We start from the raw sequence: 26,533 nt of genomic DNA, 5'->3' as shown, positions 1-26,533 counted from the left end.
GACCTCGTTCCGGTGCCACGTCACCCACCCCAAGGCCCGCCGGTGGACGAATTGGCCGGCCGGTCGCTTCTGAGAACACCCGTTCATCGCGACTCGGAACGGTTTTCACAAACGGTTTCGGGCGGCGCGATCCGGTTCGACGGACACGCCAACGCTTTCGATCTCAGGCTTCGGGGCGGGAGGTGTCCTCACACCGGGACGGCTCCGAGGAGTCGTCACCGCCTCCGCCGCCGGGGGACCGGGCGCCCCGCGCGGCCAGGCTCCGCCGCCACTGCTCGATGACCTGCCGGAAGGCCTCGCTCACGAGGAGGAGAAGTTCGGCGGAGGACTCGAAGCGGGCGCCCGCCGGGGTCGCGGCCCCGAGGATCTCGGCCCCGCGCCGCGACGCGGCCGCGAGGTCCTCGTTCATCTGCAGGGACGCGAGGAGGGATCGGATCCAGATCTCGTCGTCGGCGACATAGCGTTCGCGCCGCACGCCGGGATCCCGTTCCCGGCGGAGCATGCCCTGCTGTTCGAGGTAGGCGACGGCGTGCGAGACCGACGCCGGGCTGACGCGGAGCCGCTGGACCAGGTCGGCGGCGGTGAGGGCACCGGAGTCGGTGGTGTACAGGCAGGCCAGCACCCTGGCCTCCATCCGGGGCAGCCCCTGCCGGACGAGGAGGGCGGTGAAGGACTCCGTGAAGTCCTGGACCGCCTGAGGGTCCCGCCCGTGGCCGCTGTCGGGGATCGGCGGCGCCGGAGGCCGGGCCTGCCTGCTCCGGCGCGCACGATGGCGTGCGGCCTCCTGCGCCCGGTCCGCCCTGTAGCCGTCGGGTCCGCCGTTGCGGGTGACCTCCCGCATGACGGTCGACGCGGGGCGCCCCAGGCGCCGGCCGATCTCCGCGTATCCGAGTCCCTCGGCCAGCCCCGCGGTGATGTGCCTCCGGTCCTCGTCGGTGAGTCTGCCTCCGGGCATCGGCGCTCGTCTCCTGTCTGCCGGCACGGCGGGGTTCTGTGCCCGCGCGTTCGCTGCACAGTATGCGTTCATGCGGACCTCATTGCAACGCGCGCCTGAACCGTCATTGCATTTAGCTTCACAGTCATTGCAAAAGCCGTCAGGTTTCCCAAGCGAGACGGAGGTATCGGCTCATCTTCTGCGTTGACGAATTCATAAACGCAATGTAGCGTCGCAGTCGTTCAGAGATACCCGAACGATGACGAACGCCGGTGGCGCCACGGGGGTCCCGTGACCGAGCTCAGCGCGCCCCCGTGCGCCGCTCGTCGAAACCATGAGCGTCAGGCCTGGGGCGGGTCCGGCGGATCGAACGCTGCACGCAAGGAGATTCATGATGAGACAGGACAACGGCGGCTTCTCCGAAGCGGGGCTGCGCAGACTGCGCGAGGTGCTGGCGCGGCATGTCGACTCCGGGAGGATCCCCGGGCTCGTCGCCCTGGTCGGCCGGGGTGAGGAGACGCACGTCGAGGCGATCGGGACGATGCGCCATGACGGCGGCGCGCCGATGCGCCGGGACACGATCTTCCGGATGGCCTCGACGTCCAAGCCGGTCGCGATGGCGGCGGCGATGGTCCTGCTGGACGAGTGCAGGCTGCGGCTGGACGACCCGGTGGATCCGTGGCTGCCCGAGCTGGCCGGCCGACAGGTGCTGAAGCGGATCGACGGCCCGCTGGACGACACCGTGCCGGCGCGGCGGCCGATCACCGTACGCGACCTGCTGACCTCCACGTTCGGGCTCGGCATGGACATGACGGCGCTGGGCGCCCCGATCATGGGCGCGATCTTCGAGCAGGGGCTCACGCCCGACCTGCCGGAGCCGATGCCCGAGCCGGACGAGTGGATGCGCCGCCTGGGCACACTGCCCTTGATGTACCAGCCCGGAGAGCGCTGGCAGTACCAGATCAGCCACGACGTGCTCAGCGTGCTGGTGGCCAGGGTCGCCGGCCGGTCGTTCGAGACGTTCCTGCGCGAACGCGTCCTCGACCCGCTGGGCATGAAGGACACCGCCTTCCACGTGCCCGCCGACAGGATCGACCGGCTGCCGGCCCTGTACGCCCCGGATCCGCGGACCGGCGAGTTCCACGTGTGGGACGAGGCCGAGGGCGGACGCTGGAGCAGCCCTCCGGCGTTCCACGGCAGCGGCGGCGGGCTGGTCTCCACCGTCGACGACTACCACGCCTACTTCCGGATGCTGCTGAACCACGGGATGCACGGGAGCGAACGGATCCTGTCCCGGCCCGCCGTCCGGCTGATGACCACCAACCGCCTCACACCCGAGCAGCAAGCCGCCCGGCACGCCATGGCCGTCGAGAACGTCCACCTGTCGTTCGGCCAGGGCCAGCACGGCGGCTGGGGCTTCGGGATGGCGGTGCGCACCCACCGCGGTGACTACGCGCCCACCGGCCAGTTCGGCTGGGACGGCGGAAGCGGCACCTCGGCCTACGCCGACCCGGAGAACCGGCTCACCGGGATCCTGCTCACCCAGGTCGGGATGTCCGTCCCGGATTCGGCTCGGGTCATCCACGACTTCTGGACCACGCTCTACCAGGCGATCGACGACTGACACGGGGCTTGGGCAACGCCCGCTACCGGGGCTGACCACCCCCGTTGTCCTCGAACAGGTCTCGGGTACGGCGCAGCAACACCTCCCGTACGTGGTCCGGTGACAGGATCCGCAGCCTGGCGCCCAGGCCGAGGAGGTATGTGGCGAGCTGGTCGGCGTCGTTGCCGCCGATCTCGACGATGGTGGCATCGGGGCCGTCCGGGAGATGAGTGCCGATCGTGGGCGGGACCAGCCGTAGCGCCTGGTCCATGGGGTGCGCCAGCCGGACTGTGACGTAGAGCGGGTACACGACGCCCGCGATGGATCGTGAGACGAGGAGCGCCGGGTCGGGCGGGTCGACGAGTTCGACGGTACGTCCGGTCGGCTGTACCTGTACCACCCGGTCGGCCCGGAATGTCCGCCACTGGTCCCGTGCCACGTCCCGGGCGACGAAGTACCAGCGGCGGCCTGTGTGTACCAGGCGGTAGGGGTCGATGTCCCTGACGGTGACCTTCCCCGCACGGTCGCGGTACGAAAGACGGGTGCGCTCGCCACGGCGGCAGGCGGCGGCCAGTTCCAGCAGCACGCCGGGCGAGATCTGACGTTCCTCGGGCCTGGGGGTGTGGACGAAGGTCGCATCCATCTCCCCCAGCCGGTCCGCGATTCGGGGCGGCAGGACCTGCCGTAGTTTCAGCAGCGCCGACAGCGCGGCCTGGTCGCCGCCCAGGACGCCGCTGAGCGCGGCCTCCCGCAGTGCGACGGCCACGGCGAGCGCCTCCTCGTCGTCGAGGATCAGCGGTGGCACCCGGGTGCCACCGCCGAGGCGGTAGCCGCCCCAGGGCCCGGGGCCGGACTCGATGCCGTAGCCGAGTTCCCTCAGCCGGGCGATGTCCCGCCGGACCGTGCGGTCGGTGACCGCCATTCGCCCGGCCAGTTCGCGGCAGGTCCACGTCGGCCGGGTGGACAGCAGCGAGACCAGTCGCAGCAGGCGGGCGGAGGTGCTGATCACATCCCGAAGTGTTCCCCATGACCAGGACCGGAACTGTCCTGGTCGCGTCGTAGCGTCCTCCCCATGAGTACCGAACCCACATCCGGACCCGCGATCCGCTTGCTGTCCGTCGACTTCGACTGCCCGGACCCCGCCGAGCTGGCCCGCTTCTACGGCGACGCGCTCGGCTTGCCCGTCGTCCACTCCAGCGACGACTTCATCCTGCTCGGCCGGGAGGGTTCACCTGGACTGGGCTTCATCCGGGTGGCCGACCACCGGCCTCCGACCTGGCCGGACCCCTCCCAGGGCAAGCAGGCTCACATGGAACTGGGCGTCGACGACCTGGACGCCGCCCACGCGCGGATGCTGGCACTGGGCGCCACGGAACCCGCTGTCCAACCGCACCCCGATGAGCGGAGGGTCCTGCTGGACCCCGCGGGCCACCCCTTCTGCATCTCCACGCAGGACTGAGCACCGGCGGTACGGCGGGACAGGTCCTGCGGGCACTGGGCGCCGAAGCCGGACCGGCCCGCCGGGGGGCCGGGGGGCCGTTCCGTCACCGCCGATCGGCGCGTTCCCGCTCGGCGGCCTCGGCGGCCGCGGCGGCCTCGGCGTGGGCGGCGTCGAGGCGCTCGAACGGGCCTGGACCGTCGTGCGGCTTCGGCGGGGCGCCGAGGTGGCGGACGCGAAGCTCGTCCATGAGCTCCTCGATGAACGCCGGCCCCTCGTCGCGCATGAACCGCTGCCGGCTCCGGAGCTCGTCGCTGCCCGCGCACCAGTCGAGGCCCCAGTTGCCGGCGGCGTAGATGATCGGAAGAGTCTGGATACCGGCCTCGGTGAGGCTGTAGCGGGCGCGCTGTCCCCGCGCCGCGGTGCCGCGGGTGAGGATGCCCGCCTCGACGAGCCGCACGAGGCGGTCGGCGAGGATGTTCGAGGCGATGCCCTCGATCGACCCGGTCAGCAACATCCGGAAGTAGCGGCGGTCGCCGAAGATGACGTCGCGAAGCACGAGCAACGACCAGCGATCTCCGAGCACCTCGACGGCGGCGTTGATCGGGCACCCGGACCGTGGTTCCACGCTTCCTCCTTGACAGGTGTTTCGCCCTCACTATAGTAGTTGCAGAGCGCAACCACTATAGGGGAAGAGGGACGATGGGCCGCTTCGTGTATTGGATGAACGTGTCCCTCGACCTGCGGATCGAGCAAGTTCCGGGGGACAACGGCGCCGGCGAGTGGTTGCGCATCGGCGAGGAGCTGCACCGCGAGTTCAACGCCCGGGCACGGGCGCTCGCCGTGATGGTCCAGGGCCGGGTCATGTACGAGACGATGGAGGAGTACTGGCCGCGGGCGCGCGAGGACGCGTCGCTGCCGGATGTCCTGCGTGAGTACGGCGAGATCTGGACCACCAAGCCCAAGGTGCTCGTCTCCCGCACCCGCCACAGCGCCGATCACGGCACCCGGATCATCGGCGGAGACGACGCGATCGAGCGGCTCGCCGCGCTCCGGGCCGAGACCGACGGCACCCTCGGGGTCGGCGGCGCGACGGTCGCGACACAGCTTCTCCGGGCCGGGCTGCTCGACGAGCTGCTGCTCTTCACCCACCCGGAGATCCTCGGCTTCGGCAGGCCGCTGTTCGACGACTACGACCTGCCTGTCGAGCTCGACCTGCTCGAGCAGCGATCGTTCGAGCACGGCGTCACGATGCATCACTACACCGTCCGGGACGCGAAGAAGGCGAGCCCGCGCTGAGGGACGAACCACGCCCTTCGATGTGACTTCTCCTCTCCTCGCGGGCCCGCGCCCGGCTCGTGATCGCCCATGACCGCCCCCGGCCGCTCGTGACCACCGCGCTCGCCCCGGCCGGAGGTCTGGCGGCACCGACGGCACCGACGGCACCGGTCGCGGCCCCGGTAGCCGCCGCGGCACTCCCCGTGGAGGTCGCGCTCCGGCTCCAGCGCCACCGCCGAGGACCCGCCGTCCCCTCCCGGCGTCAACCGATCGGTTGACGCGGGAATCCACCGTCCCGCTCCCCGCCCGGGCGATCCGCCGCCCCCGTCCCCGCGCGACCCTCGAGGCATGCCCGCACACCAGGAGCCTGCCCTCCGTACCACCGGACTCCGCAAGGCCTTCGGCGACCACCTGGCCGTCGACGACGTCCACCTCACCGTCCCCGCCGGATCCTTCTACGGCCTGGTCGGCCCCAACGGCGCCGGCAAGACCACCACCCTGGCCATGGCCGTCGGCCTGCTCCGCCCCGACGCCGGCAGCGCCGAGATCTTCGGCGTGGACGTATGGCACGACACCGTGCGGGCCAAGGCGCTGATCGGCGTGCTGCCCGACGGCAACGCCATGCCGGAACGGCTCACCGGCCGCGAGGTCCTCACCTACCTCGGCCTGCTGCGCGGCCTGCCGCCCGCCGTCGTCGCCGAGCGCACCGACGAGCTCCTGCGGGTCCTCGAACTCGACTCCGCCGAGCGGACCCTGGTCATCGAGTACTCCACCGGCATGCGCAAGAAGATCGGCCTGGCCGTCGCCCTCCTGCACGCGCCCCGCCTGCTCGTCCTGGACGAGCCCTTCGAGGCCGTCGACCCCGTCTCCTCCGCCACGATCAGGGCCATCCTTCGCAGGTTCACGGGCAACGGCGGCTCCGTGATCATCTCCAGCCACGTCATGGCCCTCGTCGAGCAGCTCTGCGACCAGGTGGGCGTCATCTCCGACGGCCGCGTCGTGGCCGCCGGGCCGCTGGCCGACGTACGCGGCGCCGCGACCCTGGAGGACGCCTTCGTCGATCTCGTCGGCGCCCGCACCGGAGGAACGGAGGGGCTGGCATGGCTCACCCCCTGACCCCCGGCCCGCTCGCGCCGGCACGGCACATGATCCGCATGCGGCTGGCCCTCATGCGCAACTCCCTGCGCGGCGACGACGCCTCCAACCTCTACACCGGCTTCTCGGTCGGGCTGATCCTGGCCTTCGGGACGATCGCCGTCGCCGTCCTGTGGCCCGCCCACCTGCCCCTCGCCCTGGCCGCGTGGCTCTGCGGCTGGGTCTTCGGCCCCATCCTCGTCGGGGGCGGCAGCGAGGCCCTCCGCCCCGAGTACTTCTCCATGCTCCCGATCCCGCCGGGCCGGATCGCGGCGGCACTGCTCGCCGGAGCCTTCGCCGGCCCCGCGCCCGCGGTCAATCTCATCGCCCTGCTGTCCCTGCCCGTGTACGGCTGGCGCTTCGGGCCGGCCGGGGTGCTCATCGGCCTGGTGGCGGCCGTCACCACGCTCGTCACCATGGTGATGATCTCCCGCGTCATCGTGGCGCTCATCGGCCTGTTCGTCAGATCCCGCGCCACCGCGGCCACCGTCGGCATCGTGACCGGCACCGCCATCGCCCTGTGCGGCAACGGCTGGGCACCCGCCGTGGCTCTGGGCGGCGCCGACGCCGCCTCCTGGTCCCATGTCCTCGTCCGCGTCCTGCCCTCCGGATGGGGCGTGGCCGCCGTCGAAGCCTCCTGGCCCCTCGCCCTCGCCGTCCTCGTCGCCGGCGCCTGCGTGATCGTCCTCCTCCTGGCCGTCTGGGCGAGCCTGCTGTCGCGGCGCGTCGTCTCGGCCGCACGCGGCGGTGTGCCGCCCCGCCGTGGCACGCCCCGTCCCCTCCCCACGACCGGCGGCGCCCGCATCGTCGCCGCCAAGGAGCTGCGCGCCTGGTGGCGCGACCTCGTCCGCATCCAGCTCCTCGCCACCGCCCTCTCCTACTCCGTGGTCACCCCCCTCCTGCTCGTCACCATCGACGTCTGGGTCGTGCTCCCCTTCACCGGACTCATCGCGATCGTGATGGCCGCCGCGTCCTCGGCGAACCTCTACGGCGCCGACGGGACCGCCCTGTGGCTCACCCTCATGACCCCCGGCGCGGAACGCGCCGACGTACGCGGCCGCCAGCTGGCCTGGCTCCTCGTCGTCGGCCCGGCAGCCGTCGTTCTCTCCCTGGCCGGCACCCTCGTCAGCGGCCAGACCTGGGCCTGGCCGTGGACACTCGGCCTGCTCCCCGCCCTCCTCGGCGGCGGCGCCGGGATCGTCGTCCTGCTCGCCGTCACCTCGCTCGTCCCCGGCACCGACCCCCACAAGCGCGGCGGCAACCCGCTCAGCACCGGCGCCGACGAAACCGCCGAGACCGGCCTCGCCTGGCTCGTGCTCCTCGCGGTCCCCGCCGCCGCCCTCCCCGCGGCCGGCGCCGTTCTCCTCAACCCCTGGGCCGGCATCGCCACCGGTGCGGTGACCGGCGCCCTCGGCGCCTGGGGATTCGGCAGGATCGCCTACCGCAGGCTCGAGCGGCACGGGATCGATCTGCTCAACCTCATGAAGCACGGCTCGCCCCCCAAGGCCGACAGACCCACCACCGCGGACCTCCCCCTCCGGCACCGCATCGGCGTCACGATCTGTTACACCATCGCCTGGCTGCCGTTGTTCCCCCAGGGACTCGTGCCCATGGTCATGAAGATCTTCGGCGTCGAGGAGCGCGTATGGTTCCTCGCCCTCCACCTGCCGCCGATCTGGCAGTGGCCCACCATCATCTTCATGATCGCTACAGGGCTGCTCATGTACGGTTACGCCATCCTGATCCCCATGCGCCTAGGCTCGTCCTCGTCGGCCACCAGATGAAACCCATCCGTACCCGGCAGGAGGGCCGCGCCCCGGATGAACGATCCCTTCCCGCTCTCCGTCTGGGAACGACGCTTCGACCGCACCGTCGAGATCGTCCCCTACGTCACCCTCGCGGCCTCCCTCGTCATCGGGCTGTTCTCACCCCAACAGCCCGAAGGCGGGATTCCCCGCACCCTCGCGTTCACCGCCCTGGCCCTCGCCTGGATCCTCGGCGCCCGCGCCCTCCTGCCGGCGGCCGTGCGCCGGCGGAGGGCCGCCGTCACGGTCCACTTCGCCGGCGTCCTGGCCACCGCCGCGCTGCTGATCCTCCACGACCCCATTTTCATCATCTACTGCATCTCGGGCTTCTTCCTCGCCGCCAACTTCGCCCCCTCCAGGTGGACCTTCGCCGCCGTCGCCGCCACCTCCTTCGTCCTGTACGGATCGATGCTCGACTGGGCTCAGGCCACCGTCCAGCTCGTCGCCTTCTACCTGGTGATCATCGCCGTGCAGACCCTCACCATCGGCGGTGGCCACATCGCCGGCACCAGGCTCGAGGATCGGCAGCGCAAATACCGCAAGGCGGTCAGTGACCTGCAGACCGCCCTGGAGGAGAACGCCGACCTCCACGCCCAGCTCCTCGCCCAAGCCCACCAGGCCGGCATCCTCGACGAACGCCGGCGCATGGCACGCGAGATCCACGACACCCTCGCCCAGGGCCTCACCGGCATCATCACCCAGCTACGCGCCGCCCAGCGTGTCGAGGACCCCGACACCCACGTCGAGCTCGCGCTCGGCCTCGCCCAGGACAGCCTCACCGAAGCCCGACGCTCCGTCGCCGCCCTCCAGCCCCACCAGCTCGAGAACGCCCATCTCCCCGAAGCCATGACCACCCTGGCCCGCAACTGGACCCAGACCACCGGCGTCGGCCTCCACGTCGAGGTGACCGGCGACCGCGTCCCCCTCAGCCCCGCCATCGAGGTCACCCTCTTCCGTGTCGCCCAGGAGGCCCTCGCCAACGTCGCCAAACACGCGGGCGCCACTCGCGTGGGCCTCACCCTCTCCTACACCGGCGACGTCGTCCTGCTCGACATCCGCGACGACGGCGCCGGCATCCGCGACCCCGACGGCAAAGGGTTCGGCCTCAGCAGCATGAGACAACGCCTGCGCGGCGTGGGCGGGTCCCTGGAGATCGAGAGCACGCCCGGCGAGGGCACCGCCGTCAGCGCCACCGTCCCCGCGCTTCAAGGAACCCCCCGATGATCCGCCTCCTCATCGTCGACGACCACCCCATCGTCCGCGACGGCCTGCGCGCCGCCTTCGAGGCCGAACCCGACATCCACGTCGCCGGCGAAGCCGCCAACGGCCGCGAGGGAGTCGACCGCGCCGCCGCACTCGGGGTCGACATCGTCCTCATGGACCTGCGCATGCCCGTGATGGACGGCGTCAACGCCATCGCCGCCCTGCGCCGCTCCCACCCTCACATCAAGACCCTCGTCCTGACCACCTTCGACGGCGACTCCGACGTCCTGCCCGCCATCGAGGCGGGCGCCACCGGCTACCTCCTCAAGGACGCCCCCACCGACGAGCTCCTGCGTGCCGTCCGCGCCGCGGCCGCCGGCGAGCCGGTCCTGTCCCCCTCCGTCGCCGGCCGTCTGATGGGCCAGGTACGCAGACCGGTCAAGGCCGCCCTCACCGACCGCGAGCTCCAGGTCCTCACCCTCGTCGCCGACGGCGCCTCCAACCGCCAGGCGGCCGCCAAGCTCTTCATCAGCGAGGCCAGCATCAAGACCCACCTGCTGCACATCTACGACAAACTCGGCGTCCGCGACCGTGCCGCCGCCGTCGGCGAGGGTTACCGAAGAGGTCTGCTCCGTTAGCCGGCCGACGGCCCGCCCTCACGGGGGCCGCCCTCGCCGCGCCGCCACGAGGCGGTGCGGCGAGGGCGCCGGGGGCGGTTACAGAGCGGTCATCTTGAGCCTGACCACGTACGAGTACGCCGTCTGCTCGGTCCCGGTGAGGGTCCTCGTGACGATCGTGTCGGCGCCGGGGGCGAGCCCGTCACACGTGCTGCCGGTGGCGGTGACCGTGCCGAGCCGGTCGCCCTGCCCCCAGGCCGGGCCGTCGGTCTCGCGCAGGTCGAAGACCACGTCCTCGGTTCTCTGGATGATCGAGGTCGGGTCCTCGAAGTGGCCGGGGTCGCCGTCGTCGCCGGCGTTCATGCCGAAGTAGTTGGCGTTGAGCGTGGGGAAGAGGTTCCCGCCGACCAGGAACCGGAGCTCGTCCCGGCCGTCCCGGTCGGCCACGTTGCCGGCGTCGATGTCGTGCAGTTCCACCCTGCACGAGCCGGCCATGGCGGCCGCCGGGGTCGCGGCCAGCGCCGTCGGCGCCACCAGGCCTCCGGCCAGGGCCAGTGCGGCGATCACCTTACGAGAATGCATGCTGCTCCTCCTGGAGACGCTGACGTCTCGCGACCGTCGCGAAACGTGGCATCAGGGTCGCGGACGCGGCGTGAGCACATCGTGAGACCACAGGTCAACGGCATAGAGCACGCGATCTCCGTGCCTTTCGACACAGCCGGGCGGCGGGTGCGCGCCTACCGTCCTGGCATGGAAGACTCCTTCAGCCTGCTGCTGCTCGGCCCGCCCGAGCTGGTCGTCGGGGGAAGGCCGGTTCGGATCCGTTCCGCCAAGACGCGGGCACTTCTGTGCTACCTCGCCGCCACGCCGGGGGCGCGCTCGCGGGCCGAGCTCGCGGGGCTGCTGTGGGGCGAGCGTCCCGACGCCAACGCCAGGGGAAGCCTGCGGCTGGCGCTGTCGGAGCTGCGCGGGGACGTGGGCGGCTGGCTCGACATCACCCGTGACCACGTCGGCCTCCGCGCCGGCGACGGCTGCTTCGTCGACTACCGGCAGCTCACCGGGGACCCGACGGTGGCGGGGGCGCTGCGGTTGTGGCGCGGGGAGTTCCTCGACGGTCTCTCCTTCGGGGACGCGCCCGCGTTCGCCGGGTGGCTGGAGTGCGAGCGGCGCCGCGCCCGGCTGGTGCTGCGCGAGCTGCTCGTACGCGCCGGGCCCGCCGCCTGCGACCACGTCGTGCGGCTGGCCGGGATCGTGACGGAGCTGGACCCCTACGACGAGGAGGCCCACCGGGTGCTGATCGCCTCCCTGGCCGGGACCGGGAGGCGGGCCGCGGCCCTGGCCCGCTACGAGGAGCTGCGCCTGCGGCTGGCGCGCGAGCTGGGCGTCGACCCCGCGCCCGAGACCCTCGCGCTCCGCCGGGACCTCGCCCCCCGGCCCGCGACCGCCCGCCGGGCCGTCCTGCCGGTTCCCGAGGCGGAGCTGATCGGCCGCGAGTCCGACCTCCGCGACCTGCGTGCCCTGCTGCCTAGGGAACGCCTGGTCACCCTGTCGGGTCCGGGCGGCGTCGGCAAGACCCGCCTGGCCATCGCCGCGGCGGAGGGCGGGGACCGGTCCTGCCCGAGGACCGGGAGACACGACGCCGCCTTCCTCTCCTCCGCGAGGCCCGGTGAACACGGCGCCGCGCCCCCCTCCCCGGCGGATGTCGCGTTCGTGTCTTTCGCCGGGGTGCGGGCGGAGGCGGCCGTGACGACGCTCGCGCGCCGGCTCGGCGTGGACCTCTCGCCGCCGCGGCCCGCCGCGGAGCTGCTGCTCGCCGCCCTCGCCGGTCGCTCGACGCTGCTGGTGCTCGACAACCTCGAACATCTGCCGTCCTTCGACGGGATGATCGCGGAGATCCTGCGGGTGGCGCCGGGCCTGCGGGTGCTGGCGACCAGCCGGCGGCGGCTGGAGGTGCCCGGGCAGGTGGTCGTCCCGGTGGAGGGGCTCGCCGAGCCGGCCGCCGAGGCGTTGTTCGTCGCGCGGGCGCTCAGGGCCCGGCCGAACTTCGACCCCGAGCGCGAGGCCCCGCTGGTGGCCGCGATCTGCGCCGCGACCGGCGGGCTGCCGCTGGCGATCGAGCTGGCGGCCGGCCTGCTGCGCGCCGTGCCCTGCGCCGACCTGGCCGAACGCCTCGGCGTGGACACGGGACTGCTCGGTGTGGCCGGACCCGCCGCACGGTCCAGGCACGCGAGCATGCCCGCGGTCTTCGAGACCTCCTGGCGGCTGCTCGACCCGGCGAGCCGGGCGGCGCTGGCGGCGCTGTCGGTGTTCGGCGGCGGCTGCACCCTGAGCGCGGCCCTGGAGGTCGCCGGAACCGGGCCCGAGGCGCTGGTCCGCCTGGTCGACCACAGCATGCTGCGGCTCACCCCGTCCGGCCGGTACATCCTCCACCCCGTCGTCCAGCGGCTCGCCGCCGCCCGCCTGGAGGACCCGGGGGTAGGCCAGCGGCACGCCCGCCACTACGCCCGTCTGCTCGACCGCCACGCCACCGCGCTCCAGGACGGCTCGGACACCGAGGTCGTCCGCGTGCTCGGCGCCGAGATGGACAACATCCGCCTGGCCTGGCGGGTGTCGGGGCAGGTGCGCTTCCTGGACCACTACTGGACGCTGTGCCTGCGACTGCGCCTGTACGAGGAGTCGGCGGCGATCGTCCGCGAGCGTCTCGACCGCCCCGCGGGGGACCCGCGCCTGCGCGCCCGCCTGCTCCGGATGGCCGCTGTGAGCTCCCACCAGCTCGCCGGGGAACGCGCCGCCACCCGCCTGGCCCGCGCCGCCCTCGACACGCTCGGCGAGCCCCTCCCCACCTCCTCCACCGGCGTCGCGACCGCTCTCCTGGTCGCCGCCGCCCGCCAGGTCACCCGGCAGGCCGCCCACCGCCTCCTGCCGGTCACGGCCGCCCGCCGTCTCCTGCCCGCGCCCCGCGCGGACGGGGCCGACGCCGAGGCCGCGCGGGCGCTGACCTTGCTCGCCCGGCTCGCCTACCACCGCCAGGACCTTCCCGTGATGCTGGTGACCGCGCTGCGCCAGCTCGACGCGGCCGACCGCGGCGGCGATCCGGCCCTGCGCGCCGAGTCCTACGCCAACGTCGCCACCATCGCCCGCCTCGCCGGTCTCCACCGGATCGCCGGCCGCTACGGCGGCCTCGCCGACCGGGCGCTCTCCGGCGTCGGCCGCCCGGACGAGGCCGTGCACCGGGCCCGGCTGGCCCGCGGGATCGACCTGCTCCACGCGGGCCGTTTCGAGGACGCAAGGTGGTCGTTCGCGGAGGGACGGTCGCGGACGATCGATCCGCGGGTGGCCGAGAACTGCGCCGGCATGCTCGCCGAGACCGCGCTGTGGCGGGGCGAGTTCGCCGCGGCGGCCACCGGGTACGCGGAGACGGAGGAGCTGGCGGTCGCGCGGGTGGGCGGGGACGACATCGGCCGCCACTGGTGCCTGACCGGCCGGGCGGAAGCGCTGTTGCGCCTGGACGGGGTGCCGCGGGAGCGGATCGGGGAGCTGCTGGCGGCCGCCCGCGCCTCGCACGAGCGGCGGCGTACGCACGCCGAGGAGATCGGCCTGCGCGAGAGCCCGGCGAGCCGCGCGATCCAGGAGCTGCGCCTGCTCACCGTCGCGGCCCGCCTGGACCCGGCGCGGGCGCCCGCGGCGCTGACCGAGGCGCTGAGGCTGGCCCGGCGGCTGCCGACGGTGCAGCCCGGCATGCTGGAGTGCTGGACCGGCCTGGCCGAGCTGCTGGGGGAGGCGGGGCGGGACCGGGCCGCGGCCCGGCTCCTGCTCGGGCACCTGTCGCGGTACGCCGCCCGCAATCCCGGCGCCGCCGCCCGGATCGGCTGGGCCCTCGCGCTGGTCCTGGCCGCCCAGGGCCGGCGAAGGCGGGCCCGGCGGGTGGCCGAGCGGGCGATGGCGAGCGCCGAACGCCTGGCCGCGCCCTACGACCGTCGCAGAGCCGAGACCCTGGCCCACGCCCTTGGATGAGTGGCGCCGTCGTCGAGGACGGACGGCGCGCACGCGGTCGTCGTCCTCGACGACGGCGGGTGCCGGCGCCCGCGCGCACGGGCCGCCCCCGGTTCCCGGCCGGGCCCGCGCCGCCTCGGGTGCGTTCCGGGGACCCGCCCACGATTCATGTAAGTGTTATAGTTCGATTTATTCGGTTACCGAGGCGAGGTGGAAGCGTGCGGATCCCCATCACCGGCTACGCGGCCGGGGCGGTGCTGGCCGGCGACCTGGTCAACACCTCGCCCACCGTGCGGGCGGCGGCGGGCGAGGCCCTGCCGTCCCCGGCGGCGTTGACGGAGTTCCTCGCGGGGCACGGGGTGCGGCTCGACGCCGTGGCCGGCGGGCGGGTGCCCTCCGACGACGACGTCCGCGAGGTTCACCTGCTGCGCCGGGAGGTACGCGGCGTCGTGGAGACCGAGACCGAGGACCAGGCCGTCGCGGGTGGCGCCGTGCTGGCCGGGCGGGCGGGGCTCAGGCCGGTGCTGGAGCGTGACCCCGACGGGCGCTGGCAGTGGTGCGTCCCGACCAGACCGGGCGCCCCGTTGGCCGAGGAGCTGGCCACGCTCGTCGGCGTCGGCCTGCTCGGCGCCGTCCGGGCACTCGGGCACGGCCGGTTCCGCGCCTGCGCCGCCCCGGGCTGTCGCGGGGTGTTCGTCGACGTCAGCCGCGGCGGGCGTCGCGTCTACTGCAGGCCGGACGTGTGCGGTAACCGGATCAATGTTGCGAATCACCGCGAAAGACGGCGGCTTGACAGCGCCGCCCACTGAGGGACACCGGGAGGGCCCCGTGAACGACCCCGTGAACGACCGCGTGAACGGTACGACGGCCCGCCCGCCGGGCGGCTCGCCGCTCGTCGGCGCCTTCCGCCTCCCCGACGGCACCTGGATCCGAGGCCGCGGCCTTCGCCGTCCGCCGCCGCAGGGGCCCGTGCCCGATTTCGGCCTCTACCTGGGCTCCGACGGGCTCCGCCGCCGCCACGAGGGCGGGCTGCCGTGGCCGCACGCGTGGATCCGGTGGCCCGACTTCCTGCTGCCGCGCGACCACGACGTGGCCGTACGGCAGATCCACGCGCTGTACGAGCGGGCGCGGGCGGGCGCCGCGGTGGAGGTCGCCTGCGGGGGCGGCGTCGGCCGCACCGGCACGGTCGTCGCCTGCCTGGCCGTCCTGGCCGGTCTCGACCCGGCCGGTGCCGTCGCCTGGACCCGTGAGCACCATCACTGCCGGGCCGTCGAGACCCCGTGGCAGCGCCGCTGGGTGCTGCGCTTCCCGCCGCACCCGCGCCCGGATCCACGCGACTAGCGCCGCGAGGACGGGGGCGGCGGGAGGCCGGCAGCCGGGCGGAGACGACCAGGTTGGCGGCGGGCAGGCCGGGCGGGTAGTTGTCGAAGGCCTCGCAGGGGGTGAGGACGAGGTCGACGGCTTTGGTTCGGGAGGCGGCACCGTTCCAGGTGCTGGTGATGCCGCGGCGGTCTGCGCGGGCGTCAGCGCTGTGAGCGGGCTTTGCTCGCCGAGTGCGCGCTGGAGCCGCTGCAGGGTCTGGCGGTAGGGGCGGATGGTGTCGGCGTCCCGGTCACGCCGGCACAAGAACTCCTGTGCCGCCGCGACCGGGGTGGGGCCGACGGCCGGCGGGATGATCGTCGCCATGCGGCATCGCCTCAGCCGGTGCGGATCACCGCCCCTTGCCCGGGATGGAGCACCGCTCGCGCTCGCCCACCCCCAGGAAATGCTTGACCAACCCCCACGGGGACATCCCGTCGAGCAGGCAGGCCTGGTTGACGCTGTTGGACACGCCGGGTAGTTCGCTCGCGGCCCGGGCCACGGCCGAGAAGTCCGCGCCCGCCCTGATCCGGGCGCGAAAGGACTCGGGCATGTCTTCGGGGGCCACTGCCCGCAGGAGCTTGTGGTCGTCCTTGTTCGCCCGCCGGAAGTTCTCCCAAGCCTGCTGACGGTCCTGAAAGACGACGCTCCCTGTTTCGGGCCGGGCCTCCAGAGCCCGCCGGAGGTTTTCCCGTTCGGTCCTGGTGATCGCCCCGCCCTCGCAGCCTGGAAAGGGATCGCCGTCCTTGCAGAGGAAGACCGCGACCTCGGGTGTCCCGGATGGCGCCATGTCGCTCATGGACATGGCGACGGTGCTCTCTCCCCGCGGCCCGGAGGGGGCGACGAGCCGTATCACTCCGAAGGTCGTCACGGCGACGGCCAGGGCGACGGCGGCGATCTTGATTGGGCTGCTCCTGAAGGCGCGGCGGGACTGCGGCGCGGGCAGGGGGCGGTGATCATCTTCTACGATGTCCGCACGGGCCCTCATGGCGTCACGGAGCCGGTCCTCGATATCGACCGGGAGCCGTTGAGTACGCAGGTCCTGACGTAGGCGAGCGTCGTGACTCCCGGCCGCCACGTGCCGTGCAGCCGGGCGAACACGTCTTGCACCACGTCCTCGGCCGTCTCCAGATCTCCGACGAGTAGCACCGCGAGCCGGACCAGGCTGAGCCGGTGGTCGCGGTAGAAGGCGACCAACTCGGCGCCGGGGTGGGAGGCTGAAGGAGCCGGCACCTCCAGCCTCAAAATTTCACCGTCCATGACCTATGAACGCCCACCCCCGCCGATCCGCTGCTTCTCCACTCGGACAACTCGTAGATGGAACGTCGTCCCCTCGTCCGTTCGCCGATCGAGCCGGGAACTCACCTTGTGCCCAGGCATTGCCAAGGGCGGTGGAGCGGCGCCGCCATCGAGGGAAGCGTCCATGCTGGGTGCAGTACCTCGGCAAGAGCACGAAGGCCAATCGCGTGGCACCGCGTTTCCCTGCGATGAGGTCACGTTCTTCGTCCAGCGCGGTCCAGTGCTCGACGAGCTCGTCGGTATTCAGCGAGGGCGTGTCATGTCCCCTCCTCGCCCCAGATCGTTTCGCGTTACCTCGGCGCAGATCATCTAAGATCATCGGGGTTTGCGGCTCCTGGCACGACTCTTAATGGCACCCCTGGTGGCCGGCGGTGCCCCCCGTAATTCGATCGAGGGGACCCGGCGGCTTTGTTAGGGTGCCCGGGTGCCTTCTCAGCGTCCCCTGCTGCCGCGCTCGACACCGGCCGCCTCGGGGATGTCGTCCCGTTCGATCACCGCGCTGCTGGACCGGCTCGAAGCGCGCTCCGTCGAGTGTCACTCCCTCATGGTCGTCCGCCGCGGTCACGTCGTCGCCGAAGGCTGGTGGGCGCCCTACTCGGCCGAACGCCCCAACCTTCTGTACTCGCTGACCAAGTCCTTCACCTCGATCGCCGTCGGCCTCGCGGTCACCGACGGGCTGCTGTCGCTCGACGATCGGGTGGTGGACGTGCTGCCCGACCACGTCCCGGCCGACGTCTCGCCCCGGGGACGCCGCCTGACCGTTCACCACCTGCTGTCCATGACCACCGGGCACCGCGCCGACAGCCTCGCCGAGGCCTGGGAACGGGAACCGGGCGACCTGGTGAAGGGCTTCCTGCGCGTGCCGTTCCCCGACGCCGAGGGAACCCGGCACGCCTACGACAACGCGACCACCTTCGTCCTGGCCCGGATGGTGGAACGGGTCACCGGCCGCGGCCTGCCCGAACTGCTCGACGAGCGCCTCTTCACCCCGATGGGCGTCGACCACGCCGAATGGGACCGCGTGGCCGACGGCGCCGCCTTCGGGTTCCACGGACTGCACCTCACCACCGAGGCCGTGGCCGCCTTCGGCGAGCTGCTGCTGCGCGAAGGCCTGTGGGGCGAGCGGCGACTCGTCCCGCGCGAATGGGTGCGGCTGGCCACCGGGCGGCACATCGGCACCCGGCAGCTCGAGGGCTGGTCGTACAACCCCGACGCGCTGTGCGGGTACGGCTACCAGTTCTGGATGTCGCGTCACGGCTACCGCGGCGACGGCGCCTTCGGCCAGCTGTGCCTGGTCGTCCCCGAGCACGATCTCGTGATCGCCGTGACCGGCGCCGTCCAGCAGGGCGAGGCGATCCTCACCCCCGTGTGGGAGTGCCTGCTGCCAGGGGTGGGGGAGGCGGACAGCACCCGCGACGACGCGGTCCTCGCCGAACGGCTGCGGCGGCTGTCGCTCGCGCCGGTGCCCGGTTCGGCCGACCCCGGGCGTTCGGCCACGGCCGGGCTCGACGCCTCCGCCGAGGATTCGGCCCTGCCCGGCGGGACCGCGGTGACCGTCGATCCGGTGGACGGCGGATGGGTCCTGCGGTTCGGGTCGTTCCTCGACGTCGAGGCCGGTCACGGAGAGTGGCGGGAGAGCTCACCGCTCGGCCGCCCCGTCGTCGCGACCGGCGCCTGGCAGGGCGACACGTTCGTCGCCGACCTCTACGTCATCACCACCCCGCACCGGGTCCGGCTGGTGGTCGACGCCGGCGCGGGAACGGCGACGGCCACGTGGAGCACCGTGCCCCTGACCGGCCCCGACCTGACGTTGCACCTGCGGTCGCCGCTGATGACACGGCCCGACGTCGCGTAGGCGCGGCGATCGGGCCGTGTCCTCGGGGCCGTGGTCCGCAACCGGACGGCGGGGGCGCGGACGACGTGGCGACCGCTCACCCGGCCGGCGGGCCGCGCCGGATCAGGCACCCGGCGCGGCGGACGCGCCCAGTTCCAGACGCGGCCAGTCGGCGAGGTCGCGCAGCAACTGCCGGTCGTGGGTGGCGACGACGACGGCGGCGCTCGTGTCGCGGATCGCGACGGTCAGCTCGTCGACCAGCGCCGGCGACAGGTGATTGGTCGGCTCGTCGAGCAGGATCAGCCCGGGCCGCCCGGACAGCGCCAGCGCCAGGTCGAGGCGCCGCCGCTGCCCCTGCGACATCCGCCCGACCGGCGTGCGCATCGCGTCGGGGTCCAGCAGCCCGAGCGACCCGAGCGGGACGGCGTCGGCGTCGTTCAGCGTGCCGCCGGCCACCAGCCGTCCCACGTGGCGGGTGTACACCTCCCGGGCGGTGAGCGCGGGGTCCTGGGCGGCGGTCTCCTGGGTGACCCGGGCGATCCGTGCCCCCTGCGCCGCCCGGACGTGCCCGCCGGCGGGTTCGAGCGAACCGTCCAGGACCGCCAGCAGCGTGGACTTGCCCGCGCCGTTGGGGCCGGTGACCAGCAGCCGGTCGCCGCCGTCGAGGGCGAGGCCGACCGGCCCGGCCAGCCGCCCGCCGACGGCGACGTCGTACGCGCGCAGCAGCGGCGCACCCGCCCGGACGTCCGGGTCCGGCCACCGCAACGCCGGCGGCGGTGGCGGCACGTCGACCCGGTGCGCCCGCAGGGCGTCGCGCTGCCGGTTCAGCGCCTGCACGACGCCCGGCGCGCGGGACTGGCGCTGGTGCTTGCCGGTCCCCTTGTCCGGCCGCCAGCCGGTGGAGAGCCGGTCGCGGGCCCTCGACACCGCCTCCTGCAGCCGGCGGTGCTCGGCCTGCTGCTGCTCGTGGTCCTGCTCCCAGTGCTCGCGCTCGCGACGGCGGGCCTCCTGCCAGGCGTCGTAGCCGCCGGCGTACAGCCGGGGCCTCCCGTCGCGGGCCGGGTCGAGGTCGAGGAAGCGGTCGGCGACGTCGCGCAGCAGTGCCCGGTCGTGGCTGACGACGGCGAGACCGCCGTCGTGCTCGCGCAGCCTGCGGGTCAGGAAGTCCAGCCCGCCGGCGTCGAGGTGGTTGGTCGGCTCGTCGAGCAGCAGCACGTCGTGCCGCGCGCCGAGCAGGCACGCCAGCCGCACCCGGTAGCGCTGCCCGACCGACAGCGTCGCCAGCGGGCGGTCGCGGTCGGTGCAGGCGCCGAGGGCTTCGAGGGCGACGTCGACACGGCGTTCGGCGTCCCAGGCGTCCAGCCGGGTGGCGGCATCGAGCGCGGCGGAGTAGCGGTCGCCGGAGGTGGGATCGCCCTCGGTCATGGCGAGGGTCGCCTCCTCCAGCGCGCCGAGGGCCGCGAGCGACGCGGCCAGCGCCTGGGACGTCAGGGTGCCGACGGTCTCACCGTCCCGCGCGGAGAGCTCCTGGCGGGCCAGGCCGATCGTGCCGGCCCGGTGCACGGTGCCCGCGTCCGGCGTGACGAGCCCGGCCAGGAGGTGCAGCAGGGTCGTCTTGCCGCGGCCGTTCTCGCCGACCACGGCGATCCGCGACCGGGCGGAGACGGTGATCGAGACGTCGTTCAGGACGCGCCGGGACCCGCGGGTGACGGTGACGTTCGTGGCGCGGACGTGTGCGCTGTCGCCCGCCTCGACGGGCAGGGACATGGTCTCGGGGTTCGGGGTGAGGTTCAACGGTGCTCCGCAGCTCGCAGTGGAGCCGGGCAGCGGTGATCGGCCGCCCGGCGGGAACCGGGACGGCGAGCGCGGACTCAGCAGAAGAAGGCGCCGCCGTCAGCGGGCGGAGCGGGTCTTCTGCGACCAGATACCTCGTGCCATGACGGTCACGTTAGCAGCCTCGACGCCTTCGGATCATCTGGATTTCGCCCGCTCCCGGCGACCCGGGAAGCGGCATGAAGGCGCACCACGGCCTCCCCGCACCCGGGCCGTGACCGTCGACGCGTGGCAGACTCCGATCATGACCTCAGAGACGATCACCGCGGCGGCCGCGGGCACCTGGAAGCTCGGCGACCTGACGGTCAACCGGCTCGGGTTCGGCGCGATGCGCCTGACCCAGAGCGGCGGGGCGTTCGGCGACGGCACCCCCGGTGATCGCGGCCGGGCGGTCACCGTGCTGCGCCGCGCGATCGAACTGGGCGTCGACCACATCGACACGGCCGCGTTCTACTTCTCCCCGTTGCGCTCGGCCAACGAGCTGATCAACCGGGCGCTGGCGCCCTACCCCGACGACCTGGTCATCGCCACCAAGGTCTGGCCGGGGCGGGACCCGTCGGGAAAGTGGTGGTGGGCCACGCCGGAGCAACTGCGCGGGCAGGTCGAGGAGAACCTGCGCCAGCTCGGCCGCGACCACCTCGACGTGGTGAACCTGCGCATCCCCCCCGGGCGGGCGGCCGGCTCGATCGCCGAGCACTTCGGCGCGCTGGCCGAACTGCGCCAGGCCGGGCTCGTCCGCCACCTGGGCCTGTCCAACGCCACGCCCGCCCACCTGGCCGAGGCCCGCTCCATCGCCCCGGTGGTGTGCGTGCAGAACCCCTACGGCATCGGCCTTCGGCCCGGCGAGCTCGTCGGGCCGCTTGCCTGCGCGGAGCAGGGCATCGCGTTCGTCCCGTTCTTCGCGATCGCCGGCACCGGGAGGGAGGCGGGCGCGGGCGGCGCCGACAGCGAGGAGGTCCTGGCCGTCGCCCGCGCGCACCGGGCGACGGCCGCGCGGGTCCGGCTTGCCTGGACCCTGGGGCAGGGGCCGAACGTGCTGGCCATCCCCGGCACCGGCGACCCGGATCACCTGGCCGACAACGTCGCCGCCGGCGCGCTGCGGCTCTCGCGGGAGGAACTGGCCCGCCTCGACGCCGCCCACCGGTCGGGAACATGACGGGCCGGGGTGTCTCGAGGCGAGACGGCAACCGGTCGCCGCGGCGTGGCCGCCGGTCTGCTCCCGCGGTTCTCGTCCGGCGGCCGGTTCCGGGAAGGGCTGGCCTCACGGGAGGCCACGTCCTACACTACGGAGTGTATTTGAAAATCTACGCAGAGTCGCTTTAATCGTATTTGGCATGTTTCACACATCGCCATCTCCCTGGGCCGTCTTGACCCCGCGTCCTCTCGGTGATGCAACAGGGAGACACCATGGGTCCGTTTCATCTGGCCGTCCGTCCCGTGCACGACTATCCCGGCGACCACACCGTGGTCGAGGTCGGCGGCGAGGTGGACCTGGCCACCGCGTCCCGCCTGCACGCCTACCTCGTCCCGCTCATCGACGGCGCCACCGGCCCGCTGGTCCTCGACCTCGGTGCCGTGACCTTCATGGACGCCCGCGGTCTGACCGCCCTCGTCGCGATCAGAACCCGCGCGGACGCCGCCATGATCCCTTTCAGGCTCGCCGCCCTTCCCCCTCTGGTGCGGAGGCTTCTGTGCCTGACCCGCCTGGAGGCCTCCTTCACCGTCGTGGCCGGCCCCGACCACCGGCCGACCATGCCCTACGCCCCCATGGCGTGAGCGACCGGCTCTTCGGTCGCCACCGACTACGCCGGGGCGGAGTCGAGCAGTTCGGCCACGATCGGGTCCTGGTCGATCACCTGGCGGGCCACCGCCGACAGCCGCTCGTTGTGGTTGCGGGCGTAGGCGCGCAGCAGCGCGAACGCCTCGGCCACGGGGATCTGGCCGCGTTCGGCGAGCATGCCGCTGGCCTGTTCGATGACGATGCGGCTGTTGAGCGCGTGCTGCAGTTGCTCGGTGACGAGCTGATGCCGGCGCAGGGTGCGCTCATGGGTGATGCCGATGGTGGCCACGTCCGCCAGCGCCTGGGTCAGGGCGGCGCGGTCGGGGGAGACGGCCCCGGTGCCGGCGCTGAACAGGTTCATCGCCCCCAGTACCTGGTCGCGCAGCCGCAGCGGGAAGGCCTGGACCGCGGCGAAGCCCCCCTGGTGGGCCGCCGCGGCGAAACGCGGCCACTGCTGCGGGGAGGCGGCCAGGTCCGGGCAGATCACCGCCTGCCCGCTGTGGTAACAGTCCAGGCAGGGGCCTTCCTCGTCCTGAAGCTGGAACAGTTCCAGCAGGCGGGCCTGTTCGGTGGAGGCCGCCACCAGGGTCAGGGACCCGCGCGGGTCGGCCAGCAGGATGCCGGCGGCGTCGACGTCGAGGAGGTCCACGCAGCGCTCGGCCAGCGTCTGCAGGAAATCGATGACGTCGAAGCCCACCACCAGCGTGTCGGCCAGTTCCACGAATGTCTGTGCTGTCCGTCGGTCGAGCACTGTCTTCACCTTCGTCCCATGATTCATGACCGTGTCCGGGGGGCGTCGTCCGTGGTCGCCCACGGCGACTCCGGTCCGGTGTCAGTCCGGTTCGAACCGCAACCGTCGCGCCACCACGTCGCGGGCCACCTCCAGCAGGCTGCGCTCCTCGGCGAAGGCGCGGGCGCGCAACCGGACGAACGCGGCGCTCAGGTCGGTGCCGGACTGGATCGCCACCATGCCGGTGGCCTGGTGCACCGGGGCCCAGCGCCCGTCGCTCTCCCAGCGCAGTTCCCTCGCCTCCTCACCGGCACTGATGCCGTCGGCGCCGTCGGCGTCGGCGGGGGATGCCAGGTGTTGCACCTGCACCAGCAGCGCCGCGTCGGCGAACACCAGCGCATCGGCCACCTGACGCGGCGTCAGCCATCCCTGCTCGGCGCGGCTGACCTCCAGCACGCCGACCGAGATCGCCCCCAGCAGCAACGGGAACACGAAGATCGCCCGGACGCCCGCCCGCACGGCGGCCGGGGCGAACATCGGCCAGCGCCGCCGCGCCTCGTGCTCGGCCAGGTCGTCGACCAGCACGGGCCGGTCCCCGGCCAGCGCGTCATGCCCCGGGCCCTCGCCCAGCGTGACGTGCAGGTCCATCGACCGATGGGCGACCGCACCACTGCCGCACACCGGTTCGTACCCGGTGAGCGGGCCGTTGAGAGCCACGCTCACCCCTTGGGCGTGTAGCGTCCGCGCGCAGACCAGGCACACCGCCTCCAGGGAGACCGCCGCGCCCTCTGCGCGGGCATGATCGTTGATCGCCGTCCACACCGCCGCCGAGCGTTGCCCGTCCATCAACCTCCGCCGTCTGCGGCACCGGCGTTCGTGGCGGCCGCGGGCGGGCGATGTCCGCCGGCGCCGGACCGCGCCCGGACCGCGACGGGCGCCTGGTCCCAGCCGGGTAGCGTCCCCCAGCCGGTCAGCCTCAACAGGCGATCCACCGCCGCCGAGATCGCCACCACCCGCATCACATCCGCGCCACCGGGACCGGGACCGGCGTCGACCAGCAGCCGCAGGCCGCCCACGTCGACGAAGTCCAGTCCGCTCAGATCCACGTGGAAGGAGCCGTCGCCGCGAGCCGCCCGACGAACCACCGCGGCCAGCGCCACCGTCACCGCGGGCACACCGCCATGATCCAGCTCTCCTTCCAGCCGCATCCCCGGCGGATGGATCGTCGGGGTGATGCGCAGCACCCCACATGTTCCACCGTTGCGGGCCGGCGTGCGGCCGATACCGCCGATACCGTCCATGCCGCATCCTCCAGGGGGCTCACCGAAACGACAAGCCGCGAGGTCAGGACGGCACGACACCGGTGCGAGCACGACACCGCGGGCCCCCGGCCCGTCGGCGAAGGACACCGTGCCCTCACACTACTCGCCGCCAGGACGCGTGACCATGGTCACACCGGCGCGTGACCTCCGGCCGGAGCGCGGTCACCGCCCGCTCGTCACGAACCCGCCGGCCGGCGTGGCGCCGGTGGCCGGACCGGTGTGGCGGGTTCGACCGGCCGCCCGGACGGGTCGATCCGGGCTTACACCTCGCTAACCTCCGTCTCCGTAGACAGGGTGCACCTCCGGAAGGCGTCCGACCTTCCGGAGACGGAGGTGCATCCACATGACTTTCCGGCGTGCGGCACTGCTCGTCGGGGTGCTCGCGGTCCTGGCCCCGGCCAGCTGCGGCGAGGCACCCGCAGGGGGCGGCGTCGCCTCGGTGGCCGACACCGGCGAGCCCCCGCCCGGGGTCTCGCCCTCGGCGTCGCCCACGGCATCGCCCGACCCCCTCGCATTCGCCCGGTGCATGCGCGAGAACGGGATCGACATGGCCGACCCCGAACCCGGCGGCCCGGCCAGGATCAACGTCCGGAGCAAGGACAAGGGCGCCCTGGAGAAGGCGCACAAGGCCTGCTCCAGGTACATGGGTGGAGGGGAGGGCAGGGGGCGGGTCGACCCCGAGGCCCACGACCGGCTGCTGGCGTTCGCCAGGTGCATGCGCGAGAACGGCGTCGACATGGCCGACCCCGAGCCCGGCGACGGCAGGGTGATGATCCGGCGTCCCGAGGGAGGTGAGGAGGCTTCGGAGAAGGCGCACAAGGCCTGCGAGCGTCACCTGCCGGGACGGCCGGGCGGCTCGGGCGACCCGGGCGGCCCGGAGGGCTCCGGCGGTGACGCCGGATGAGCGGCGGCTGAGCGCCCCGGCCGCGGCGACCGCGGCGGCGCGGTGAGGCCTGGCCGGCGGGGGGCGGGCCGGCGGGGGGCGGGGTCAGGGCGGTCGTGATGTCGTCTAGGACGTGTTTCGACGTTCGGTGTGTCGTGTTCGCTAGTAAGTGAGGTCTCCGGTAGATCGGTTCATCGACCGAGAAGAACCAGCCGTGCGGGGTGCTCGCCGTCGTGGGGGCTGAGGTTGTCTGTAGCGCGCCGCGGGCCGGGAGACCGGTGGCGGCGGGGAGGAGCACGTCGGGCCGGGGCCGCGCCGACCCGGTGTCCCAGGATCTGGACCCCGAGCCTCGTGACGGTCTGCTCGGCGTGCCGGGCAGCCGGCAGCAGCGCGCCGGCGATCTTCTTGAGCCGGGCCCGGCTGGGGGCCGTTCTGGAGCGGAGGGCCCATCTAGTCGCATTTCGCCCCTGAACGGGCGTCGGCGGTGCCAGTATCTGCTTCCATGACAGCAGAGAACGATCCACTTCCCCGGGCTCGGGGCGGACGGTTGGCCGTCGGTCTCGTGCTGCTGGGCGTCGCCTGGCTGCTCGGCGGTCGGGGCCTCCAGGACATTGCATCCGACGACGGGCGGGGTCCGGGCCTCCCGCTGGCCTTCGGCGCGCTCAGTCTCGCGTTGGGGGCCTTGCTGTGCGTCGCGGCCTGGCGGCAGAGGGCCGGCGTGCCGCTCATCAGCCGCCGGGTCGGCGGACAGCATCCGCCGGACGGCACCGAGTTCGCCGTCGTCCGGTCCCGAGCCGTGCCGACGGGCGCGCTCGTCGCGCTGTCGGCCACCGTCGCGGGCTTGCTGGCGTCGGTCATCTGGGGCATGGACTGGGGCCAGTACGCAGTGCCGTCGCTCGGCTGGGTCTTCGCCGTGGCCGTGCTCGCGGTGGGCCTGGCTGGCGCCTTCGCCCAATGCCTGCGCGCCCGGCGGGAACCGCCCCGGCTCTGGCTCACCGCCGACGCGCTGGTGTTCCGCGACCCCACCCTGATCGCTGACGACCTGAGAATCGCACGCGAGGACGTCGCTCGGATCTCGACCGCCCCGGTCGATTCCGAGCGAGAGCCCGAGCACACCGCTGTGCTCAGCCCGTTCCTGGAGAAGTCCGACGGCCTGCTGCGGATCGTGGTCGGCCGCGAGAACGGACTCGGCCTGCCGGTCACCTTCCGCAGGGGCTGGAACGGCACCTGGTTCTGGTTCTTCACGACCACGGGCGACAAGGGCGAGCTCGCCAAGACCGCCCCGGGCCTGCTCTCCCGGCCGCCGGGCTGGAACGGGCGCCTGCGCACCCTGCTGATCAACGCGGCGGACCGTGACGCGACCGCCGCCGCCCTGACTGCCTGGCGGGACCGCCAGTCCTAGTACTACAACGACACAATCTGTCGTTGTAGTACTAGTACTACAACAGCACTTTGTTGTTGAGTGGATGTCGTCGCTGGTAGTGGCTG

General features: G+C 73.1%; 25 protein-coding genes. 15 read left to right on the top strand and 10 right to left on the bottom strand.

Annotation, left to right across the window (positions count from 1 at the left end; genetic code table 11):
- Positions 1-163: 163 nt before the first annotated feature.
- Complete coding sequence (locus AB0G16_RS27815) at positions 164-955, bottom strand: MarR family transcriptional regulator (RefSeq protein ID WP_362811065.1); 792 nt, start codon at positions 953-955, stop codon at positions 164-166.
- Between the two features lie 373 nt (positions 956-1,328).
- On the opposite strand from AB0G16_RS27815, the gene AB0G16_RS27810 reads away from it, so the two are divergent.
- The gene (locus AB0G16_RS27810) at positions 1,329-2,558 is read left to right on the top strand and encodes a serine hydrolase domain-containing protein (protein WP_362811152.1); all 1,230 of its coding nucleotides are present in this window, start codon (positions 1,329-1,331) and stop codon (positions 2,556-2,558) included.
- A gap of 22 nt (positions 2,559-2,580) precedes the next feature.
- On the opposite strand, the gene AB0G16_RS27805 is transcribed toward AB0G16_RS27810, so the two are convergent.
- On the bottom strand, positions 2,581-3,546 hold the full coding sequence (locus AB0G16_RS27805; protein ID WP_362811062.1) for a YafY family protein: 966 nt from the start codon (positions 3,544-3,546) through the stop codon (positions 2,581-2,583).
- 63 nt (positions 3,547-3,609) lie between these two features.
- Here AB0G16_RS27805 and AB0G16_RS27800 point away from each other — a divergent pair, with 63 nt between their 5' ends.
- Positions 3,610-3,996: a VOC family protein gene (locus AB0G16_RS27800; RefSeq protein ID WP_362811059.1), complete on the top strand. Its 387-nt coding sequence runs from the start codon at positions 3,610-3,612 to the stop codon at positions 3,994-3,996.
- An 85-nt stretch (positions 3,997-4,081) separates the two neighbouring features.
- Here AB0G16_RS27800 and AB0G16_RS27795 read toward each other — a convergent pair whose 3' ends face one another.
- Positions 4,082-4,603 (bottom strand): helix-turn-helix domain-containing protein, encoded by a 522-nt coding sequence (locus AB0G16_RS27795; RefSeq protein WP_362811057.1) that lies wholly within the window; start codon positions 4,601-4,603, stop codon positions 4,082-4,084.
- 95 nt (positions 4,604-4,698) lie between these two features.
- On the opposite strand from AB0G16_RS27795, the gene AB0G16_RS27790 reads away from it, so the two are divergent.
- The 5 genes from AB0G16_RS27790 (at position 4,699) to AB0G16_RS27770 (ending at position 10,033) form a co-directional block, all read left to right on the top strand.
- Positions 4,699-5,274 (top strand): dihydrofolate reductase family protein, encoded by a 576-nt coding sequence (locus AB0G16_RS27790; protein ID WP_362811054.1) that lies wholly within the window; start codon positions 4,699-4,701, stop codon positions 5,272-5,274.
- 327 nt (positions 5,275-5,601) lie between these two features.
- Positions 5,602-6,369, top strand: a complete 768-nt coding sequence (locus tag AB0G16_RS27785) for an ABC transporter ATP-binding protein (protein ID WP_362811052.1) — start codon at positions 5,602-5,604, stop codon at positions 6,367-6,369.
- Positions 6,354-8,171 carry a hypothetical protein gene (locus AB0G16_RS27780; protein ID WP_362811048.1) on the top strand — a complete coding sequence of 606 codons (1,818 nt, stop codon included), beginning with the start codon at positions 6,354-6,356 and terminating at the stop codon, positions 8,169-8,171. Before AB0G16_RS27785 ends, AB0G16_RS27780 begins: the two co-directional genes overlap by 16 nt.
- A 36-nt stretch (positions 8,172-8,207) precedes the next feature.
- Positions 8,208-9,416 carry a sensor histidine kinase gene (locus tag AB0G16_RS27775; RefSeq protein ID WP_362811044.1) on the top strand — a complete coding sequence of 403 codons (1,209 nt, stop codon included), beginning with the start codon at positions 8,208-8,210 and terminating at the stop codon, positions 9,414-9,416.
- Entirely contained in the window at positions 9,413-10,033 is a 621-nt protein-coding gene (locus tag AB0G16_RS27770; protein ID WP_362811041.1) for a response regulator transcription factor, read from the top strand. Before AB0G16_RS27775 ends, AB0G16_RS27770 begins: the two co-directional genes overlap by 4 nt.
- A gap of 78 nt (positions 10,034-10,111) precedes the next feature.
- Here the strand turns inward: AB0G16_RS27770 and AB0G16_RS27765 are convergent, their stop codons facing one another.
- The gene (locus tag AB0G16_RS27765; RefSeq protein ID WP_362811038.1) at positions 10,112-10,594 is read right to left on the bottom strand and encodes a hypothetical protein; all 483 of its coding nucleotides are present in this window, start codon (positions 10,592-10,594) and stop codon (positions 10,112-10,114) included.
- 168 nt (positions 10,595-10,762) lie between these two features.
- Here AB0G16_RS27765 and AB0G16_RS27760 point away from each other — a divergent pair, with 168 nt between their 5' ends.
- The 3 genes from AB0G16_RS27760 to AB0G16_RS27750 all read left to right on the top strand — a co-directional run bounded on the left by AB0G16_RS27760 (position 10,763) and on the right by AB0G16_RS27750 (position 15,346).
- The gene (locus AB0G16_RS27760) at positions 10,763-14,026 is read left to right on the top strand and encodes a BTAD domain-containing putative transcriptional regulator (protein ID WP_362811035.1); all 3,264 of its coding nucleotides are present in this window, start codon (positions 10,763-10,765) and stop codon (positions 14,024-14,026) included.
- 197 nt (positions 14,027-14,223) lie between these two features.
- Complete coding sequence (locus AB0G16_RS27755; protein WP_362811032.1) at positions 14,224-14,814, top strand: CGNR zinc finger domain-containing protein; 591 nt, start codon at positions 14,224-14,226, stop codon at positions 14,812-14,814.
- Between the two features lie 19 nt (positions 14,815-14,833).
- Positions 14,834-15,346 (top strand): protein-tyrosine phosphatase family protein, encoded by a 513-nt coding sequence (locus AB0G16_RS27750; protein ID WP_362811029.1) that lies wholly within the window; start codon positions 14,834-14,836, stop codon positions 15,344-15,346.
- A gap of 370 nt (positions 15,347-15,716) precedes the next feature.
- On the opposite strand, the gene AB0G16_RS27745 is transcribed toward AB0G16_RS27750, so the two are convergent.
- Entirely contained in the window at positions 15,717-16,163 is a 447-nt protein-coding gene (locus AB0G16_RS27745) for a permease-like cell division protein FtsX (protein WP_362811026.1), read from the bottom strand.
- 185 nt (positions 16,164-16,348) lie between these two features.
- Positions 16,349-16,624, bottom strand: a complete 276-nt coding sequence (locus AB0G16_RS27740; protein ID WP_362811023.1) for a sigma factor — start codon at positions 16,622-16,624, stop codon at positions 16,349-16,351.
- 463 nt (positions 16,625-17,087) lie between these two features.
- Between AB0G16_RS27740 and AB0G16_RS27735 the strand changes: the two genes are divergently transcribed.
- The gene (locus tag AB0G16_RS27735; protein ID WP_362811020.1) at positions 17,088-18,518 is read left to right on the top strand and encodes a serine hydrolase; all 1,431 of its coding nucleotides are present in this window, start codon (positions 17,088-17,090) and stop codon (positions 18,516-18,518) included.
- 102 nt (positions 18,519-18,620) lie between these two features.
- On the opposite strand, the gene AB0G16_RS27730 is transcribed toward AB0G16_RS27735, so the two are convergent.
- Positions 18,621-20,264, bottom strand: coding sequence for an ABC-F family ATP-binding cassette domain-containing protein (locus tag AB0G16_RS27730; protein ID WP_362811149.1), 1,644 nt, complete (start codon positions 20,262-20,264; stop codon positions 18,621-18,623).
- 310 nt (positions 20,265-20,574) lie between these two features.
- On the opposite strand from AB0G16_RS27730, the gene AB0G16_RS27725 reads away from it, so the two are divergent.
- Complete coding sequence (locus AB0G16_RS27725) at positions 20,575-21,486, top strand: aldo/keto reductase (protein ID WP_362811017.1); 912 nt, start codon at positions 20,575-20,577, stop codon at positions 21,484-21,486.
- 251 nt (positions 21,487-21,737) lie between these two features.
- Positions 21,738-22,106, top strand: coding sequence for an STAS domain-containing protein (locus tag AB0G16_RS27720; RefSeq protein WP_362811014.1), 369 nt, complete (start codon positions 21,738-21,740; stop codon positions 22,104-22,106).
- A 26-nt stretch (positions 22,107-22,132) separates the two neighbouring features.
- Here the strand turns inward: AB0G16_RS27720 and AB0G16_RS27715 are convergent, their stop codons facing one another.
- From AB0G16_RS27715 to AB0G16_RS27705, 3 genes are all read right to left on the bottom strand, one after another.
- Positions 22,133-22,861: a GAF and ANTAR domain-containing protein gene (locus tag AB0G16_RS27715; RefSeq protein ID WP_362811011.1), complete on the bottom strand. Its 729-nt coding sequence runs from the start codon at positions 22,859-22,861 to the stop codon at positions 22,133-22,135.
- A gap of 81 nt (positions 22,862-22,942) precedes the next feature.
- On the bottom strand, positions 22,943-23,686 hold the full coding sequence (locus AB0G16_RS27710; protein ID WP_362811009.1) for a GAF and ANTAR domain-containing protein: 744 nt from the start codon (positions 23,684-23,686) through the stop codon (positions 22,943-22,945).
- Entirely contained in the window at positions 23,686-24,141 is a 456-nt protein-coding gene (locus AB0G16_RS27705) for an STAS domain-containing protein (protein ID WP_362811006.1), read from the bottom strand. Before AB0G16_RS27705 ends, AB0G16_RS27710 begins: the two co-directional genes overlap by 1 nt.
- 364 nt (positions 24,142-24,505) lie before the next feature.
- Here AB0G16_RS27705 and AB0G16_RS27700 point away from each other — a divergent pair, with 364 nt between their 5' ends.
- Together AB0G16_RS27700 and AB0G16_RS27695 are read left to right on the top strand one after the other, a co-directional pair.
- The gene (locus AB0G16_RS27700; RefSeq protein ID WP_362811003.1) at positions 24,506-25,066 is read left to right on the top strand and encodes a hypothetical protein; all 561 of its coding nucleotides are present in this window, start codon (positions 24,506-24,508) and stop codon (positions 25,064-25,066) included.
- A 526-nt stretch (positions 25,067-25,592) separates the two neighbouring features.
- Entirely contained in the window at positions 25,593-26,447 is an 855-nt protein-coding gene (locus AB0G16_RS27695; RefSeq protein ID WP_362811000.1) for a hypothetical protein, read from the top strand.
- The last annotated feature ends 86 nt before the right edge of the window (positions 26,448-26,533 follow it).

This window comes from Streptosporangium sp. NPDC023615, assembly GCF_040640155.1.
Taxonomy (GTDB): Bacteria; Actinomycetota; Actinomycetes; order Streptosporangiales; family Streptosporangiaceae; genus Streptosporangium.
The sequence above is the reverse complement of the archived record's forward strand: the minus strand, read 5'-3'. Positions and strand labels throughout refer to the sequence as shown.

What these genes read in the sequence shown, in the direction of transcription:
- AB0G16_RS27815 (WP_362811065.1), bottom strand. Translation starts at nt 955, where the DNA reads ATGCCCGGAGGCAGACTCACCGACGAGGACCGGAGGCACATCACCGCG.
- AB0G16_RS27810 (WP_362811152.1), top strand. Translation starts at nt 1,329, where the DNA reads ATGAGACAGGACAACGGCGGCTTCTCCGAAGCGGGGCTGCGCAGACTG.
- AB0G16_RS27800 (WP_362811059.1), top strand. Translation starts at nt 3,610, where the DNA reads ATGAGTACCGAACCCACATCCGGACCCGCGATCCGCTTGCTGTCCGTC.
- AB0G16_RS27790 (WP_362811054.1), top strand. Translation starts at nt 4,699, where the DNA reads ATGAACGTGTCCCTCGACCTGCGGATCGAGCAAGTTCCGGGGGACAAC.
- AB0G16_RS27785 (WP_362811052.1), top strand. Translation starts at nt 5,602, where the DNA reads ATGCCCGCACACCAGGAGCCTGCCCTCCGTACCACCGGACTCCGCAAG.
- AB0G16_RS27780 (WP_362811048.1), top strand. Translation starts at nt 6,354, where the DNA reads ATGGCTCACCCCCTGACCCCCGGCCCGCTCGCGCCGGCACGGCACATG.
- AB0G16_RS27775 (WP_362811044.1), top strand. Translation starts at nt 8,208, where the DNA reads ATGAACGATCCCTTCCCGCTCTCCGTCTGGGAACGACGCTTCGACCGC.
- AB0G16_RS27770 (WP_362811041.1), top strand. Translation starts at nt 9,413, where the DNA reads ATGATCCGCCTCCTCATCGTCGACGACCACCCCATCGTCCGCGACGGC.
- AB0G16_RS27765 (WP_362811038.1), bottom strand. Translation starts at nt 10,594, where the DNA reads ATGCATTCTCGTAAGGTGATCGCCGCACTGGCCCTGGCCGGAGGCCTG.
- AB0G16_RS27760 (WP_362811035.1), top strand. Translation starts at nt 10,763, where the DNA reads ATGGAAGACTCCTTCAGCCTGCTGCTGCTCGGCCCGCCCGAGCTGGTC.
- AB0G16_RS27745 (WP_362811026.1), bottom strand. Translation starts at nt 16,163, where the DNA reads ATGAGCGACATGGCGCCATCCGGGACACCCGAGGTCGCGGTCTTCCTC.
- AB0G16_RS27740 (WP_362811023.1), bottom strand. Translation starts at nt 16,624, where the DNA reads ATGGACGGTGAAATTTTGAGGCTGGAGGTGCCGGCTCCTTCAGCCTCC.
- AB0G16_RS27730 (WP_362811149.1), bottom strand. Translation starts at nt 20,264, where the DNA reads ATGTCCCTGCCCGTCGAGGCGGGCGACAGCGCACACGTCCGCGCCACG.
- AB0G16_RS27725 (WP_362811017.1), top strand. Translation starts at nt 20,575, where the DNA reads ATGACCTCAGAGACGATCACCGCGGCGGCCGCGGGCACCTGGAAGCTC.
- AB0G16_RS27720 (WP_362811014.1), top strand. Translation starts at nt 21,738, where the DNA reads ATGGGTCCGTTTCATCTGGCCGTCCGTCCCGTGCACGACTATCCCGGC.
- AB0G16_RS27710 (WP_362811009.1), bottom strand. Translation starts at nt 23,686, where the DNA reads ATGGACGGGCAACGCTCGGCGGCGGTGTGGACGGCGATCAACGATCAT.
- AB0G16_RS27705 (WP_362811006.1), bottom strand. Translation starts at nt 24,141, where the DNA reads ATGGACGGTATCGGCGGTATCGGCCGCACGCCGGCCCGCAACGGTGGA.
- AB0G16_RS27700 (WP_362811003.1), top strand. Translation starts at nt 24,506, where the DNA reads ATGACTTTCCGGCGTGCGGCACTGCTCGTCGGGGTGCTCGCGGTCCTG.